At 74.2% G+C, this 15,572-nt stretch carries 18 protein-coding genes; 1 reads left to right on the forward strand and 17 read right to left on the reverse strand.

The features are described 5' to 3' along the window. Positions 1-31 precede the first annotated feature (31 nt). The 4 genes from ABFT23_RS16525 to ligD all read right to left on the reverse strand — a co-directional run bounded on the left by ABFT23_RS16525 (position 32) and on the right by ligD (position 2,749). Positions 32-496, reverse strand: coding sequence for a maleylpyruvate isomerase N-terminal domain-containing protein (locus ABFT23_RS16525; protein WP_347897132.1), 465 nt, complete (start codon positions 494-496; stop codon positions 32-34). Further along, positions 493-1,170, reverse strand: coding sequence for a ribulose-phosphate 3-epimerase (gene rpe / locus ABFT23_RS16530; protein ID WP_347897134.1), 678 nt, complete (start codon positions 1,168-1,170; stop codon positions 493-495). Before rpe ends, ABFT23_RS16525 begins: the two co-directional genes overlap by 4 nt. 98 nt (positions 1,171-1,268) lie before the next feature. Next, the gene (locus ABFT23_RS16535) at positions 1,269-1,763 is read right to left on the reverse strand and encodes an AAA family ATPase (protein WP_347897136.1); all 495 of its coding nucleotides are present in this window, start codon (positions 1,761-1,763) and stop codon (positions 1,269-1,271) included. Between the two features lie 14 nt (positions 1,764-1,777). Beyond that, positions 1,778-2,749 (reverse strand): non-homologous end-joining DNA ligase, encoded by a 972-nt coding sequence (gene ligD / locus ABFT23_RS16540; protein WP_347897138.1) that lies wholly within the window; start codon positions 2,747-2,749, stop codon positions 1,778-1,780. Between the two features lie 23 nt (positions 2,750-2,772). Here ligD and ABFT23_RS16545 point away from each other — a divergent pair, with 23 nt between their 5' ends. Further along, positions 2,773-3,495 (forward strand): AAA family ATPase, encoded by a 723-nt coding sequence (locus ABFT23_RS16545; RefSeq protein WP_347897140.1) that lies wholly within the window; start codon positions 2,773-2,775, stop codon positions 3,493-3,495. 24 nt (positions 3,496-3,519) lie between these two features. Here ABFT23_RS16545 and ABFT23_RS16550 read toward each other — a convergent pair whose 3' ends face one another. From ABFT23_RS16550 to ABFT23_RS16610, 13 genes are all read right to left on the reverse strand, one after another. Next, positions 3,520-4,893 carry an RsmB/NOP family class I SAM-dependent RNA methyltransferase gene (locus ABFT23_RS16550; RefSeq protein ID WP_347897142.1) on the reverse strand — a complete coding sequence of 458 codons (1,374 nt, stop codon included), beginning with the start codon at positions 4,891-4,893 and terminating at the stop codon, positions 3,520-3,522. Then, entirely contained in the window at positions 4,886-5,344 is a 459-nt protein-coding gene (locus ABFT23_RS16555) for an MmcQ/YjbR family DNA-binding protein (RefSeq protein WP_347897144.1), read from the reverse strand. The genes ABFT23_RS16550 and ABFT23_RS16555 overlap by 8 nt, the downstream gene beginning before the upstream one ends. Next, on the reverse strand, positions 5,341-6,282 hold the full coding sequence (fmt, locus tag ABFT23_RS16560; protein WP_347897146.1) for a methionyl-tRNA formyltransferase: 942 nt from the start codon (positions 6,280-6,282) through the stop codon (positions 5,341-5,343). Before fmt ends, ABFT23_RS16555 begins: the two co-directional genes overlap by 4 nt. A gap of 22 nt (positions 6,283-6,304) precedes the next feature. Next, complete coding sequence (def, locus tag ABFT23_RS16565; protein WP_347897148.1) at positions 6,305-6,850, reverse strand: peptide deformylase; 546 nt, start codon at positions 6,848-6,850, stop codon at positions 6,305-6,307. 130 nt (positions 6,851-6,980) lie between these two features. Then, positions 6,981-9,023, reverse strand: coding sequence for a primosomal protein N' (locus ABFT23_RS16570; RefSeq protein WP_347897150.1), 2,043 nt, complete (start codon positions 9,021-9,023; stop codon positions 6,981-6,983). A 90-nt stretch (positions 9,024-9,113) separates the two neighbouring features. Further along, on the reverse strand, positions 9,114-10,316 hold the full coding sequence (gene metK / locus ABFT23_RS16575) for a methionine adenosyltransferase (protein WP_347897152.1): 1,203 nt from the start codon (positions 10,314-10,316) through the stop codon (positions 9,114-9,116). A gap of 78 nt (positions 10,317-10,394) precedes the next feature. Continuing rightward, positions 10,395-11,660, reverse strand: a complete 1,266-nt coding sequence (coaBC, locus tag ABFT23_RS16580; protein ID WP_457623724.1) for a bifunctional phosphopantothenoylcysteine decarboxylase/phosphopantothenate--cysteine ligase CoaBC — start codon at positions 11,658-11,660, stop codon at positions 10,395-10,397. Positions 11,661-11,673: 13 nt separating this feature from the next. After that, positions 11,674-12,003 (reverse strand): DNA-directed RNA polymerase subunit omega, encoded by a 330-nt coding sequence (gene rpoZ / locus ABFT23_RS16585; RefSeq protein ID WP_347897154.1) that lies wholly within the window; start codon positions 12,001-12,003, stop codon positions 11,674-11,676. 67 nt (positions 12,004-12,070) lie between these two features. Then, complete coding sequence (gmk, locus tag ABFT23_RS16590) at positions 12,071-12,637, reverse strand: guanylate kinase (protein WP_347897156.1); 567 nt, start codon at positions 12,635-12,637, stop codon at positions 12,071-12,073. Then, positions 12,638-12,961 (reverse strand): integration host factor, actinobacterial type, encoded by a 324-nt coding sequence (gene mihF, locus ABFT23_RS16595; protein WP_347897158.1) that lies wholly within the window; start codon positions 12,959-12,961, stop codon positions 12,638-12,640. It abuts the gene before it with no gap. A 128-nt stretch (positions 12,962-13,089) separates the two neighbouring features. After that, positions 13,090-13,545: a hypothetical protein gene (locus tag ABFT23_RS16600; protein WP_347897160.1), complete on the reverse strand. Its 456-nt coding sequence runs from the start codon at positions 13,543-13,545 to the stop codon at positions 13,090-13,092. After that, positions 13,542-14,363: an orotidine-5'-phosphate decarboxylase gene (gene pyrF / locus ABFT23_RS16605; protein WP_347897162.1), complete on the reverse strand. Its 822-nt coding sequence runs from the start codon at positions 14,361-14,363 to the stop codon at positions 13,542-13,544. Before pyrF ends, ABFT23_RS16600 begins: the two co-directional genes overlap by 4 nt. Next, entirely contained in the window at positions 14,360-15,517 is a 1,158-nt protein-coding gene (locus ABFT23_RS16610; protein WP_347897164.1) for an alpha-hydroxy-acid oxidizing protein, read from the reverse strand. Before ABFT23_RS16610 ends, pyrF begins: the two co-directional genes overlap by 4 nt. Positions 15,518-15,572: the final 55 nt, after the last annotated feature.

Below are 15,572 nucleotides of genomic sequence, written 5' to 3' on the forward strand. Positions count from 1 at the left end.
CGGGACAGTCTGCCTGCGGCGGCGCGTCGGCTCAGGTGCTTTTCGGCTCGCGCGCGTCGCGACCGTAGAGGGCGAGCACCCGCGCCTGCTTCGACTCGTCGTCGCCGACGAGCATCAGCTCGAACTCGCCGTCGACGTAGAGCTGCTCGCCGGCGTCGACGGCGAAGGCGAGCAGGAAGTCGAGGACGACGTCGTCGAGCTCGGCCTTCATGCCGCGGGCGTGGGCGACGTCCCAGGCGTGGATGGTCAGGTCGAGGGCGTCGATGAGGGCGCGCGGCTGCTTGAGCAGGTGCTGCTCGTAGGCGACGGTGACGTCGGCGACCGCGTCGTCGACGCCGTGGTGGCGCAGCACGGCGGCGAGGTTGTCGGCCACGTGGGTGATGACGTCGGAGATCGTCCAGCCAGGGCACGAGGGCACCGGCCAGTCGAGCTCGGACGGGGTCAGGTCGGCCGTGGCGGCACGGAACAGGTGGGCGCCGCGGGTGAACGCGGTCATGCGTCGTCCCCTGCCCGGGCGGCCTCGGCCGCGGCGCGTAGCTCGGCGACCATGCGGTCGGGGTCGTCGGCCGAGTAGACGGCGCTGCCGGCCACGAACACGTCGGCGCCGGCCTCGGCGCACCGCGCGATGGTGTCGAGGGAGACGCCGCCGTCGACCTGGAGCCAGGTCTCGACGCCGTGCTTGGCCATGAGGGCCCGGGCGCGGCGGATCTTGGGCAGCACGAGGTCGAGGAACGACTGGCCGCCGAAGCCGGGCTCGACGGTCATCAGCAGGAGCATGTCGAGCTCGGGCAGGAGGTCCTCGTAGGGCTCGACGGGCGTGGCCGGCTTGAGGGCCATGCTCGCCCGTGCCCCGAGCCGGCGGATCTCGCGCGCCAGGCGCACGGGCGCCTTCGCGGCCTCGACGTGGAAGGTCACCGACCCGCACCCGGCCTCGATGTAGGCGGGGGCGTGCCGGTCGGGCTCCTCGATCATCAGGTGGGCGTCGAGTGGCACCTCGGTGCCGCGCGCGATCGCCTCGACCATCGTCGGGCCGAACGTCAGGTTCGGCACGAAGTGGTTGTCCATCACGTCGACGTGCACCCAGTCGGCGCTGCCGATGCGGGCCACCTCCGCGCCCAGTGCCGCGAAGTCGGCGTTGAGGATCGACGGGGTGATCTGCACGTGACTCACGGGTCCCGACCCTATCCGCCGGGCCGGATACTCCGGTCCCTGGTCGACCTCGATCCGCCGGAACAGGTCGACCAGCGACCGGAGTATCCCGGGGCGGCTCAGGCGGGGAGGTCGGGGTCGAGCAGGTCGACGAGGGCACCGTAGGCGGCGTCGACGTCGCCGTGGCGGGTGGCGAGGCGGTGGGTGCCGGGGCGGTGGACCAGCAGGTCGGCGAGGCCGTGGGCGTACTCGACGAGGTGCTCGACGGCGGCGTCGGGCACCCGCGAGTCGACGACGCCACCGTGCAGCACGACCTCGACGAGCTCGGCGCCGGCGTCGAGGGCCACCTCCTCGAACCGGGCCAGGTGCTCGGGGCTCACCACCAGCTGCGGGACGACGACGTCGTAGCCGGACGCGAGGTGCGCGGCCGCCAGCGCGAGCACGAGCCGCTGCGTCGCCTCGTCGTGGTCGGCCGGGACGCCGCCGATCGCCGTCCGGAGGTCGTCGGCGTCGGCGCACAGGACGCCGGGGTGGTCGTCGCGGTAGCGACGCGCGAGCGTCGACTTGCCCGCGCCCGGCATGCCGTTGAGGAGCACGAGTCGCGGCTGGCTCATGGCTCGGGTTCCGCTCACCCCGCGTCGTCCTCGGGCTCGTCGGGCGTCTCGGCAGCGTCGGCCTCGTCGCGGTCGGCCCACTCCAGCAGCGGGGCGATGTCGAAGACGTGGTCGTCGATGTCGGCGTGCAGGTCGCCGAGGGCGGAGAACCGCTCGGGCATGGTGAAGATGGTGAAGTCGCGCGGGTCGGCGTCGTCGATCTCGTCCCAGCGCACGGGCGCGCTGACGCGGGCGTCGGGCAGGCCGCGCACCGAGTAGGCGGCGGCGATCGTGTGGTCGCGGGCGTTCTGGTTGTAGTCGACGAAAAGGTGGTGGGGGTCGCGGTCCTTGCGCCACCACGTGGTTGTGACGTCGTCGGGCAGGCGTCGCTCGATCTCGCGTGCGAACGCCAGCGCGGCACGCCGCACGGCCGGGTGCTCGTGGTCGGGCTCGATGCGCACGTAGACGTGGAGGCCCTTGCCGCCGCTGGTCTTCGGGTAGCCGACGGCGCCCAGCTCGTCGAGCACCTCGTGGACGACGCCCGCCACCCGCCGGACCTGGGCGTAGTCGGACGCCGGTCCGGGGTCGAGGTCGATGCGCCACTCGTCGGGCGTCTCGGGGTCGGCACGACGGCTGTTCCAGGGGTGGAACTCGACGGTCGACATCTGCACCGCCCAGATGACCGAGCCGAGCTCGGTGACGCACAGCTCGTCGGCGGTGCGGTTCCAGCGGGGGAAGTGCAGGCGGACCGTCTCGACCCAGCCCGGCGCCCCCTGGGGCAGCCGCTTCTGGTGCACCTTGTCGCCGTCGAGACCCTTCGGGAAGCGGTGCAGCATGCACGGCCGCTCGAACAGCGCGTTGACGATGCCGGGCCCGACGGCGAGGTAGTAGTCGACGAGGTCGCGCTTGGTCGCGCCGCTCTGCGGGAAGTACACGCGGTCGGGGTTGCTCACCCGGACGACGCGGTCGTCGACCTCGATCTCGACCGACGGGGACTTCGACGCCACGATCCCAACCTAGTCTGACGGGCATGGACTTCGACCAGCCTCCGGTCGTGCGTGTCGACGTCTCACGTCAGGCGCGGCTCGACCGCGACGCCTGGCCGATGACCATCCCCGCCGTCGCCCAGCTGGCACGGGAGGGCCTCGACCTGCCGAAGGGCGTCACGTTCCTGGTCGGCGAGAACGGGACGGGCAAGTCGACCCTGGTCGAGGCGATCGCGATCGCCTACGGCCTGTCGCCCGAGGGCGGCTCGACGCACAGCAGCCACTCCACCCGCGTCACGGAGTCGGACCTGGGCCGGGCTCTCACGCTGCGGCGCGGCATCGGCGCCAGTCGGTGGGGCTTCTTCCTGCGTGCCGAGACGATGCACGGCTGGTACACCTACCTCGACTCCGTCGGCAGCGCCCGCGACCCGGTCTTCCACGAGATGAGCCACGGCGAGTCGTTCCTCGCCGTCTTCCGCAGCCGCTTCGACTCACCCGCGTTCTACTGCCTCGACGAGCCGGAGGCGGCGCTCTCGTTCTCCTCGACCCTGGGTGCGATGGCGGCCCTCCACGACGTCGCGGCAGCGGGCGGGCAGGTGCTCTGCGCCACCCACTCCCCCGTGCTGTGCTCACTGCCGGGCGCGACGATCCTCGAGGTGGGCGACTGGGGCTACCGGCGCACGGCGTGGGACGACCTCGAGCTGGTGCAGCACTGGAAGGCGTACCTCGACGCCCCGCAGCGCTACCTGCGCCACGTGCTCGACTGACACCCAGGACGCCGTCGCGGCGGGTCAGTCCCACCGGCGCAGCACCGCCACGAACATCGCGTCGGTTCCGTGGCGGTGCGGCCACAGCTGCACGGTGCCGGCCAGGGTGCCCTCGGCGTCGGGCACCTCGGGCAGCAGCTGCGTGGCGTCGTCGAGCACGAAGTCCTGGCGGCCGCCGAGCAGGCTGCCGACGACCTGGGAGGTCTCGGCGTAGACCGGCGAGCAGGTGGCGTAGGCGACCACGCCGCCCGGGCGGACGAGGTCGAGCGCGCTGCTCAGCAGCGAGCGCTGCAGCAGCACGAGGTTCATCATGTCGTCGTAGCGGCGCCGCCACCGGGCCTCGGGACGACGGCGCAAGGCGCCCAGGCCGGTGCACGGCGCGTCGACCAGCACCCGGTCGACCGAGCCCGGCCGCAGCGGCGGGCGAGCGCCGTCGGCGACGACGACACCGGCGACGCCGGAGGCGCCGGCCAGGGCCTTGCGGACCAGCCCGGCCCGGTGCGGCGCTCGCTCGCCGGCCAGCAGGACGGCGCCGCGCTCGGCCGCGAGGGCGGCCAGCAGCGCGCTCTTGCCGCCCGGGCCGGCGCACATGTCGAACCAGGTGCGGTCGGGGCCGTCGAGCCCGGCACGCGCGAGGGCGAGCGCCACCAGCTGCGAGCCCTCGTCCTGCACGCCGGCACGGCCCTCGGCCACCGCGGCCACGGCCGACGGGCGGCCGCCGTCGAGCACGACGCCGTAGGGCGAGTAGCGCGTCGGGGTGCCCGGCAGCTCGGCGGGCTCGGCGCGTCCGGGGCGGGCCACGAGGGTGACCGCAGGCGGGTCGTTGTCGGCCTGGAGCAGGTCAGCGAGCTCGTCGACGCGGGTCGGGCCGAGGCCGCGGGCGAGCTCCTCGACGACCCAGGCGGGGTGGCTGAGGGCGACCTCGAGGTGCTTGCGCGTGCCGGCCGGCCCGGCGACCTCGGCGACCCATTCGTCGCGGTCGCGGGCCGAGACCTTGCGCAGGACGGCGTTGGTGAACCCGGCCGCGCCCTCGTTGCCGATGTCACGCACGAGGTCGACGGTGGCGCTGATCGCGGCGTGGGTCGGCACCCGCATCGCGAGCAGCTGGTGCACCCCGAGCCGCAGGGCGTCGAGCACGCGCGCCTCGACCCGCGACAGGGCACGGTCGACGCAGGTGGCGAGGATCGCGTCGTAGAGCCCGCGCCAGCGCAGCGTGCCCGAGGCGAGCTCGGTGGTGAAGGCGGCGTCGCGCTGGTCGAGCCTGAAGTGCTCGATGACCGCCGGCAGCACGAGGTTGGCGTAGGCGTCGTCGACCCGGACGGTCTTGAGCACCTCCCAGGCCGCTCGCCGGGCCGGGTCGGCCGCCCGCGCCTTGCCGCCGCCGCCGCGCTCAGCCACGGTCGGCCCCGCCCGGCCGTCCCGTCACCGGCAGGTGCTCACGCACGAGCCGCTTCGGCGCGCGCGTGGCCCAGGCGTCGAAGATGATCTCGGCGAGCTCGTCGCGCCCGACCTCGCCGATGCGTGACTGCTGCACCAGCACGGCGGCGTAGCCGTCGAAGTGCGGGACGGTGAAGAACGGCGTCGTCTCGTCGTCGACCAGAGCGGCCTTCTCGGCCTCGGTGGGCGTGACGATCACCAGCAGGTCGTCGTAGGGCTCGCCGGTGGCCGGGTCGATGGCCGTGCGGCCGGGCGGGCGGTAGAGCACGAAGCCCTTGCCCTTGTCGCCGCGCGGCACCTTCCACGTGGGGACGTCGCCCCACGACGTGCCGAGCTCGGTCTCGGGCAGCGCCGCGCAGATCTCGTCGACGTCGGCGGGCACCGCGGCTCGGTCGACCGGGCGCTCGGTCACGGCGCGGCCCCGAGCGGCCCTCCGAGGCGGGTGCCGCTCTCGAGCCGGACGCCGCGCGCCCAGTCGGCGGCCGGCATCTGCTTCTTGCCGAACGGCTTCACGTCGCCGAGCCGGACGGCGGTCGTGGCCGTGCCGACCAGGACCTCCTGCTTGCGGACCTCGAGGGTGCCGGCCGGCACCGTCTCGTCGGTAGGCCGCACCGGGCCGAGCTTGAGGCGCTCGCCCTCGTGCGTCGTCCAGGCGCCGGGGGCCGGGGTGCACGCGCGCACCCGGCGGTCGACGGCGACGGCGGGCTCGGTCCAGACGACCTCGGCGTCATCGACGGTGATCTTCGGCGCCATGCTGACGCCCTCGGCCTGCTGCTCGCGCGCCTCGATGGTGCCCTGCTCGAGGTGGTCGAGCGTGGTGACGAGCAGCCCGGCACCGCCCTCGGCGAGGCGGCCGAGCAGGTCGCCGGCGGTGTCGGTGGGACGGATGCGCTCGGTCATGACGCCGAACGTGGGCCCGGCGTCCATGGCCTTGACGATGCGGAACGTGGTGGCGCCGGTGACCTCGTCGCCGGCCCAGATGGAGTGCTGCACCGGGGCCGCACCGCGCCACGCCGGCAGGCAGGAGAAGTGCAGGTTCACCCAGCCGTGCCGGGGGATGTCGAGCGCCGACTGCGGTAGCAGCGCGCCATAGGCGACGACGGGGCAGCAGTCGGGTTCGAGCGCGCGCAGCGCCGCCTGGAAGTCGGGGTCGCGCGGGTGGTCGGGCTTGAGCACCGGGACGCCGAGCTCGTCGGCGCGCTGGGCCACCGGGCTGGCCACGAGGCGTCGTCCGCGACCGGCGGGCGCGTCGGGGCGGGTGACCACGCCCACGAGCTCGTGACCGGACGCGGCGATGGCGTCGAGGCTGGGGACGGCGACCTCGGGGGTGCCGGCGAAGACGAGACGCATCAGAGGATGCTCGCAGTCGTGCTCACAGGCCCAACCCGCGGGTGGCGTGCGGGCTGACCTTGACCGTCGGTCGTTCGAGTCCGAACCACTCGGACTCGCGGATCTCCTTCATCGCCGCCTTGCGGGCCGCGGTGTCGAGCCGGTCGAGGAACAAGACGCCGTCGAGGTGGTCGGTCTCGTGCTGGATGGCGCGCGCGAGCAGCTCGGAGCCCTCGACGACGAGGGGCTCGCCGTGCATGTCCCAGCCGCGGGCGACGACGGACAGGGCGCGGGTGCAGTCGGCCCGCAGCTCCGGGATCGACAGGCACCCCTCGGGGCCGTGCTGGGTCTCCTCCGACAGCGTCAGGTCGGGGTTGACCAGGTGGCCGACCTCGCCGTCGACGAACCACGTGAACACCCGCAGGCCGACGCCGATCTGCGGGGCCGCGAGCCCGGCGCCGGGCGCCTCGAGCATCGTGTCGGTGAGGTCGGCGACGAGCGTGCGCAGCTCCTTGTCGAAGTCGACGACCGCGGCCGCCGGACGGCGCAGCACCGGGTCGCCGAAGAGCCGGATCGGCTGGATCGCCACGGAGCTCCTCTGCGGTGTCGGGGTGGTCTGGCCGATGATCATCCTACGGCCGCGCGGTGAGCGACCGGGCGGGTTCGGCGTCACCCGGGCACGGTGACGTCGCCCACGCGGAGCGTGCCTCCGACGCGCCTCAGAACGTGACCGGGTCGACCTGCACCCGGACGGCGTCGAGCTTGCGACTGGAGCGGACCCGTTGCAGGTCGGCGAGCGCGCGCGACAGGTCGGCCCCGTGGGAGCGCGGGGTGCGCAGCACCAGACGCTCGTCGTCGGGGCCGGCCGGCACCGGGCCGAGCACCTCGACGTGGGTGGGCGGGGCGAGCAGGGTGAGGGCGTCGTCGACGGCGCCCGGTTCGCCGGTGACGGTGGCGACGCGCGTGCTGGGCGGCAGGTGGGCGCCGTGACGGTCGATCGCCTCGCGGCGCGCGAAGCCGGGTTGGTCCCAGCGCACGAGCGCCTGGAGCGCCGGGTGCGTCGGGTCGCCGACGGCGAGGGCCCGTCCGCCCGTGCGGAGCAGACCGACGGCGTTGCTCCAACGCCGCAGGGCCTCCTCGGCGGCCCGGAGGTCGTCGCGGGCGAGGAGCAGCCACGTGTCGAGCAGGACGACGGCCGCGTAGCCCCCGTCCGCGACCGGTTCGGCACCCGGGGTCGCGACGACGATGGCCGGCACGTCGGGCACCTCGGCCAGCACGTGCTCGCCGGCCGAGGCGCGCACGCGCACCGACGGGAACGCCCGGCCGAGCTCCTCGGCGGTGCGGGCCTCGCCGAGCAGCGGCGCGCGGAGCCCGACCGCGGCGCACTCGGGGCACGACCACCCGACGGCCGGGGTGGCGCACCAGCGGCACGCGGGCGGGGTGGTGGGCGAGGTGAGCCCGAGCGGACCGGCGCAGGCCGGGCAGCGGGCCGGGGTGCGGCACCGCTCGCAGGCCAACGCGAGCGCGTAGCCCGACCGCGGCGTCTGCACCAGCACCGGCCCGGCCTCGAGTGCCTGCTTGACCAGGGCGTGCACCTGTGACGGGATGCGGGCACCGGCGCCGCTGGGGTCGCGGGCCCGGTCGTGGTCGCTGGCGCCGGCGATCGCGACGGTGGCGGCGGCGCGCAGCCGCTCGCGCGGGGCGACGAGCTCGTGGGCCCACCCGCCGCGGGTGAGGTAGGCCGCCTCGACGCTGCGCGCGAACCCGCCGACGAGCGCGGCCGCGCCCTCGCGCTCGGAGCGCAGCAGCAGCACCTCGCGGGTGTGCGGGTAGGGCGCGCGCGGCTCGGCGTGGAGGTCGTCGCCGTCGTCCCAGCAGACGACGAGGCCGAGGTCGGCCACCGGGGCGAAGGCGGCCGCACGGGTGCCGACGACGACACGCCGGGCACCGCGACTGAGGGCGAGGAAGTCGCGGTAGCGGGCGGCCGGGCCGGCGTCGGCGGTGAGGGCGACGTGGTGACCCTCGCCCAAGGCGTTGGAGAGGGCGGCGTCGACGCGCGCGACGTCCTTGCCGTCGGGCACGCACACCACCGTGCCGCGCCCGGCGGCCAGAGCGGTGGCCGCCGCTGCGGCGACGAGAGCGGGCCAGTCGTCGCCCGGCGCCACCGACCAGACGGCGCGCGGTCGGCCACCGTCGGCGAGGTGGGTGAGGAACGCGGCGCCGTGCAGGTAGCCGGCCCACGCATCGGCGACCGGGGGGCGGGGTGGCTGGGGCGCCGGGAGCGACGGCTGCTTCTCGGTGGTGGCGTGCCGGGGCGGGACGGCGAGGCGCAGCACGTCGGAGCGGACGCCGGCGTAGCGCTCGGCGACGTCGGCGACGAGACCGGCCACGGCGGGGGTGAGCACGGGCTCGGCGCTGACCGCGCGCCGCAGCGGGGCGAGCCGGCCGGCGTGGTCGGAGCTCTCGGCCCGCTCGAGCACGAACCCGTCGGCGTCCTGACCGGCGAAGCGGACCTTGACCCGCGCGCCCGGGACGGCGGAGTCGGCCATGGTCGCCGGCACGGCGTAGTCGAAGGTGCGGTCGAGGTGGGCCAGGGCGACGTCGACCAGCACCCGGGCCACCGGCAGGACGTCGGTGATCGCCGCCTCGGCCGCCTTGCGCTCGCGCGTGGCACGCGCCTTGGCCTGCGCCTGCTTGACCGTGGCGCGCACGAGCCCCGGGAGCAGCTCGGGCTGCTCGTCGGGGCTCGGTCGTTCGGTCATGGGGCCTGTCTAGCAGCGCCCACCGACGAGACCGGGCCAGCACCCCTCGTGGCGAGGGGTACCGGCCCGGACGTCGGTCGGCGCGAGGCGTCAGACGCCGGCGGCAGCCTTGAGCGCGTCGGCGCGGTCGGTCTTCTCCCAGGTGAACTCCGGCAGCTCGCGGCCGAAGTGGCCGTAGGCGGAGGTCTTGGCGTAGATCGGGCGGAGCAGGTCGAGGTCGCGCAGGATCGCGGCGGGGCGCAGGTCGAAGACCTCGAGCACGGCCTCCTGGATCTTCTCGTCGCTCACGACGCCGGTGCCGAACGTCTGGATGAACACGCCGACCGGCTGGGCCTTGCCGATGGCGTAGGCGACCTGGGCCTCGCAGCGCTTGGCCAGGCCGGCGGCGACGACGTTCTTGGCGACCCAGCGCATCGCGTAGGCGGCGGAGCGGTCGACCTTCGACGGGTCCTTGCCGGAGAAGGCGCCGCCACCGTGGCGGGCCATGCCGCCGTAGGTGTCGACGATGATCTTGCGGCCGGTCAGGCCGGCGTCGCCCATGGGGCCACCGGTCACGAACCGCCCGGTCGGGTTGACCAGCAGGCGGTAGCCCTCGGAGGGCAGGGTGAAGGTGGCGAGCACGGGGTCGATGACGTGCTGCTTGATCTCGGCCTCGAGCTTGTCGAGGTCGGTGTCCTCGGAGTGCTGGGTCGAGAGCACGACGGTGTCGATGCGGACGGGCACGTCGTGCTCGTCGTACTCGATGGTCACCTGGGTCTTGCCGTCGGGGCGCAGGTTGGCCATCGTGCCGTTCTTGCGCACCTCGGTGAGCTTCTCGGCGAGGCGCTGGGCGATGACGATCGGCAGCGGCATGAGCACGTCGGTGTCGTCGCAGGCGTAGCCGAACATCAGGCCCTGGTCGCCCGCGCCCCGCGCGTCGAGCTCGTCGTCGGAGGCGCCGACGCGCTGCTCGATGCCGGAGTCGACGCCCTGGGCGATGTCGGCCGACTGGGCACCGACGGCGAACTGGACGGCGCACGTGTCGCCGTCGAAGCCCTTGTCGGAGTGGTCGTAGCCGATGTCCTTGATGGCCTCGCGGATGACGGTCGGCGGCGGCAGCGGCGCCGTGGAGCGCACCTCGCCGGCCACGACGACGAGGCCGGTGGTCAGCAGGGTCTCGCAGGCGACGCGCAGGTCGGCGATCTGCTCGTCGTTCTCGAGGAAGTAGTCGAGGACGGTGTCACTGATCCGGTCAGCGATCTTGTCGGGGTGCCCCTCGGTCACGGACTCGGAGGTGAACAGGCGTCCAGCCACGGTGGTACTCACTCTCGATCGAAGGCAGTAGCTGCAGGTGAAAAGTGTAGAGAGGGACCAGCATGCAAGACGGCCGTCTCACGGTGCGAATCCCGGGGCCCATCGGTGGGCCACCTCGTCCCAGATGACGTGCGCGAGCGCGTGCTTGGTGCCGTGCGGCACCTCCCGCGAGCCACCGTCGGCGCCGAGGATGACGGCCTCGTTGTCGCTGCTGCCGAAGACCGCTCCCCCGCTGACGTCGTTGACGACGAGGAGGTCGCAGCCCTTGCGGGCCAGCTTGGCGCGGGCGAGGTCGAGCACGGTGCCGGTCGCGTCGCCGGTCTCGGCGGCGAAGCCGACGATGACCGAGCCGGCGCGGGCACGGTGGGTGGAGATCTCGTGCAGGACGTCGGGGTTCTGCACGAGCGCGATCGTGGGCGCCGAGCCGTCGGCGGTCTTCTTGATCTTGGCGCCGCTGACGTCGGTGGGCCGGAAGTCGGCGGGCGCCGCGGCCATCACCACCGCGTCGGCGGTGCTCGCCGCGGCGACGACGGCGTCGCGCAGCTCGGCCGTGGTGCCCACCCGGACGACGCTGACACCGGCCGGGTCGGGCAGGTCGACGTTGGCCGCGACCAGCGTGACCGAGGCTCCCCGGGCCGCCGCGGCGCGGGCCAGTGCGTAGCCCTGGCGGCCGGACGACCGGTTGCCGAGGTAGCGGACGGGGTCGAGCGGCTCGCGGGTGCCGCCGGCTGAGACGACGACATGACGGTCGACCAGGTCGGCCGGGACGGCGCCGCGGGCGAGCACGTCGGTGCACACCTCGAACAGCGCGGCCGGCTCGGGCAGGCGGCCCTTGCCGGTGTCCTTGCCGGTGAGCCGGCCCTCGGCCGGCTCGACGACGAGCACGCCCCGCGAGCGCAGGGTCTCGACGTTCGCCTGCGTGGCCGCGTGCTCCCACATCTCGGTGTGCATCGCGGGGGCGAGCACGACCGGGCACCGGGCGGTGAGCAGCGTGGAGGTGAGGAGGTCGTCGGCGAGGCCGTGCGCTGCCTTGGCGAGCAGGTCGGCGGTGGCCGGGGCGACGACGACGAGGTCGGCGGACTGGCCGATGCGCACGTGCGGCACCTCGTGCACCGACGTCCAGACGTCGGTGGCGACCGGCTTGCCCGACAGAGCCGCCCACGTGGGCGCGCCGACGAACTCGAGCGCGGCCGCCGTGGGCACGACGGTGACGTCGTGACCGGACTCGGTGAGGCGCCGCAGCAGCTCGCACGCCTTGTAGGCCGCGATGCCGCCGCTCACCCCCAGAACGACCGACGGCCGCGACCCCGGGGGGGTCGCGGCCTCGGTGGTGTGGCCGGTCAGCGTCAGGACCTGGTCACTCGGCCTGGGCGGCGGCGTCGGCGGCAGCAGCCTTCGCGGCGGCCTCCTCGGCGGCGAGCTCGGCCGGGTCGACGTCCTCGCAGGTGAGCTTGTCGTCGGCGATCTCACGCAGTGCGATGGAGAGCGGCTTCTCCTGCACGTGGGTGTCGACGAGCGGGCCGACGTACTCGAGCAGGCCCTCGCCGAGCTGGGAGTAGTAGGCGTTGATCTGACGCGCACGCTTGGCGCTGTAGAGCACCAGCTTGTACTTGCTGTCGGTCTTGGTCAGCAGGTCGTCGATCGACGGGTTCGTGACGCCGACGGCATCGATGTTGGGCGCAGCCATGCAAGTGCCTCGCTAGTGAAGATGGTGAGCTCGGAGGGGCAGGTGGAGCACGTCGCGGAGCGACTGATCAACCGAGCGTCATCAAGGCTACCAACTCGGTGGCTGCCTCATGAACTTCGTGGTTGACGACGGTGACGTCGAACTCCTCCTCGGCCGCCAGCTCGTCGCGCGCCGTGGCCAGTCGGCGCTCGCGCTCCTCGGCCGTCTCGGTGCCCCGGCCGACCAGCCGACGGACCAGCTCGTCCCACGACGGTGGCTTGAGGAAGACGAACAGGGCGCCGGGCATCGTCTGCCGGACCTGCCGCGCACCCTGCAGGTCGATCTCGAGCATCGAGGGGCGTCCGGCGGCCAGGGACGCCTCGACCGGCCCGCGCGGCGTGCCGTAGCGCGCGGCGCGGTGCACGACGGCCCACTCGAGCAGCTCGTCGGCCGCGACGAGCCGGTCGAACTCGGCGTCGTCGACGAAGTGGTAGTGGACGCCGTCGACCTCGCCCGGGCGCGGTTTGCGGGTGGTGGCCGAGACCGAGATCCAGACCTCGGGGTGGTCGGCCCGGACGGCGGCCGCGACCGTGCCCTTGCCGACGGCGGTCGGCCCGGCGAGCACGACGAGCCGGGTGGGTCGGGGCTCGGTCATTCAGCTCTGCTCGGGCGAGAACTCGCGCTCGAGCGAGGCGATCTGCTTGGTCCCGAGGCCGCGCACCCGACGCGACTCGGCGATGCCGAGGCGCTCCATGACCTGCCGGGCGCGCACCTTGCCCAGCCCGGGCATCGACTGCAGGAGGTCGACGACGCGCATCTTGCCGATGGCCTCGTTGACCTGGCCCTCGTGGATCACCTCGATGATCGAGGCGCCGGAGTTCTTCAGACGGTTCTTCACCTCGGCCCGCTCGCGACGTGACGCAGCGGCCTTGTCGAGCGCTGCCTGGCGCTGTTCGGGTGTCTGGCGAGGAAGTGCCACGTGTGCGGGTCCTTCTGAGGGCTGGATGAGCAGCGGAGGGAGGGCCGCTAGCGGCTCACACTAGTCACGACACTCGACGAGCGGCAACGTGGGCGCACCGCCCTCCGGGCCAGGGTGATCTTGCCGACTCAGCCCGGCGGGACCAGGGCCTGGCCGCAGACGTCGAGCGACTGCTGCTGGACGTTCGCCAGCGCCTCCTGGACCGCCTCGGTGCCCACGCTGCCGGCACCGAGCCGGATGGCCTCCTGCTGCTCGTCGGTGACGCCGTCGGGCGGGTCGGTGGGGTCGTAGTCGGACGGGTCGACGCCGGCGTCCTCGAGCGCGTCGGCCAGGGTGTCGAGGCGCTGCACGATCACCGACCAGTCGTCGGCGATATCGCCGGGGGCGGCCTCGCCGAGCCGTTCGAAGCTGGGCAGGGCGGGCAGCAGCCCGGACGCTCCGTCGTCACGGTCGAGGGCCTCGGCGATGCGGGGCGCCTCGGTGGCGACGACGTCGCAGTAGGCCTCGAACCGGTCCTCCTCGCCGCACGCGGCGAGCCCGGCCGCGGCGAGCACGACGACGAGGACGGTCGGGGCCAGCCTCACCCCAACGCCCGGAGGTCGTCGTTGGCCCGGCGGACGGCGTCGCGCATGGCGCCGGCGTCGGGTCCGGCGCGCAGCACCTCGCGCGACGAGCTGGGGGCGACGTGCCGCGCGGCGCTGCCGAAGATCCGGGCGATGTCGGCGGTGGTGCCGCCCTGGGCGCCGAAGCCGGGCGCGAGGATCGGGCCGTTGAAGGCGAAGTCGGCCCCGGTCTCGCCGATGGTCGCACCGACGACGGCGCCGAACGAGCCCAGCGGCTCGGCGCCGGCGTTGAGGCGGCGCAGGTGGTCGAGCACCCGGTCGGCGACGGTCTCACCGGTGTCGGTGCGGGCGTGCTGCACCTCCGGACCCTCCTTGTTGGAGGTGAGCGCGAGCACGAACAGGCCGGCGTCGTGGCGCCGGGCGGCGTCGACGAACGGGTCGAGCGAGCCGAACCCGAGGTACGGGCTCACGGTGACGGCGTCGACCGCCAGCGGGCTCGCGGGGTCGAGGTAGGCCTCGGCGTAGGCCTCGGACGTCGAGCCGATGTCGCCGCGCTTGACGTCGAGCAGCACGAGCGCGCCGGCCGCGCGCGAGGCGGCCACGACCTGCTCGAGCACCGCGATGCCGCGCGAGCCGAACCGCTCGTAGAACGCCGACTGCGGCTTGACCATCGAGCACAGCGGCGCCACGGCCTCGACGACGGTGAGGGCGAACCGCTCGAGCCCGGCGACGTCGTCGTCGAGACCCCACTCGCGTAGCAGCGCCGCGTGCGGGTCGATGCCGACGCAGAACGGGCCGCGTGCCTCGAGGGCCTGGCTGAAACGCCTGCCGAAGCTCATCGGAGCCTCCTCAGGGCGTCGGCGGTCAGGTCGGCGACGGTCGGGTAGCCGTCGACGGCCATGAGCAGGTCGGCCTCGGCGAGCAGCGAGCGCAGCACGTGCACGAGACCGGGGACCCCGCCGTGGGCGAGCCCGTAGACGTAGGGCCGGCCGACCGCGACCGCGGTGGCGCCGAGCGCGAGGGCCTTGACGACGTCGTCGCCGGTGCGCACGCCGGAGTCGAAGACGATCGGCGCGCGCTCCCCCACCGCGGCGGCCACGTCGGGCAGCCAGTCGAGCGCTGCCCCGCCGCCGTTGGCCTGACGGCCGCCGTGGTTGGAGACGTAGATGCCGTCGGCGCCCTCGTCGAGCGCGCGGCGGGCGTCGTCGGGGTGGCAGACGCCCTTGAGCACGAGCGGCAGGTCGGTGAGCGAGCGCAGCCAGGCGAGGTCGTCCCAGGTGACCGGGTGGCCGAACAGCCCGACCCACGTCATCACGATGGTGCCGACGTCGGCGTCGGGCCCGACGAGCTCGCGGAACACCGGGTCGGAGGTGTAGTTGGCCAGGGCCTTGCCGCGCAGCTGCGGGAAGTTGCCGCTCGCCAGGTCGCGCGGGCGCCAGCCGGGCACCCAGGTGTCGAGCGTGACGACGAGCGCCTCGGCGCCCGCGGCCTCGGCGCGCGAGACCAGGCTGGCCGCGAGGTCGCGGTTCTTGGGGGTGTAGAGCTGGAACCAGGCCGGCGTGTCGCCCGTGGCGGGCAGGACGTCCTCGAGGGGGTCGCTCATCAGGGTCGAGCCGATGAACGGGACGCCGGTCGCGGCGGCCGCCTCGGCCCCGTGGACGTCGCCGTGCTGGTCGGGCGAGCACAGGCCCAGCACCCCGACCGGCGCCATCAGCAGCGGGCTGGGCAGCGTCGTGCCGAACAGCTCGACCGACAGGTCGCGGCTCTCGGAGGCGCGGAGCATGCGCGGCACCACGGCGTAGTCGTCGACGGCCGTGGCGTTGCCGCGCTGGGTGGTCTCGTCGCCGGCCCCGCCGGCGACGTAGGTGCGCAGCTCGGGCGGCAGCGCGGCGAGCGCGGCGGCCTCCAGCTCGGCGTAGGAGAAGGGGTGCTGCGGCAGGACGCCGCCGAGCGCGCCGAGGTAGAGCGCGATCTGGTAGTCACCGAAGCTCACCGCGCCACCTCCGAGCTTGCTCGGAGGTGGCTCACGCGGGGAGGTTGAGGAGCCG

Origin of the sequence: Nocardioides secundeburneus (assembly GCF_039939255.1) — a bacterium.
Taxonomy (GTDB): Bacteria; Actinomycetota; Actinomycetes; order Propionibacteriales; family Nocardioidaceae; genus Nocardioides.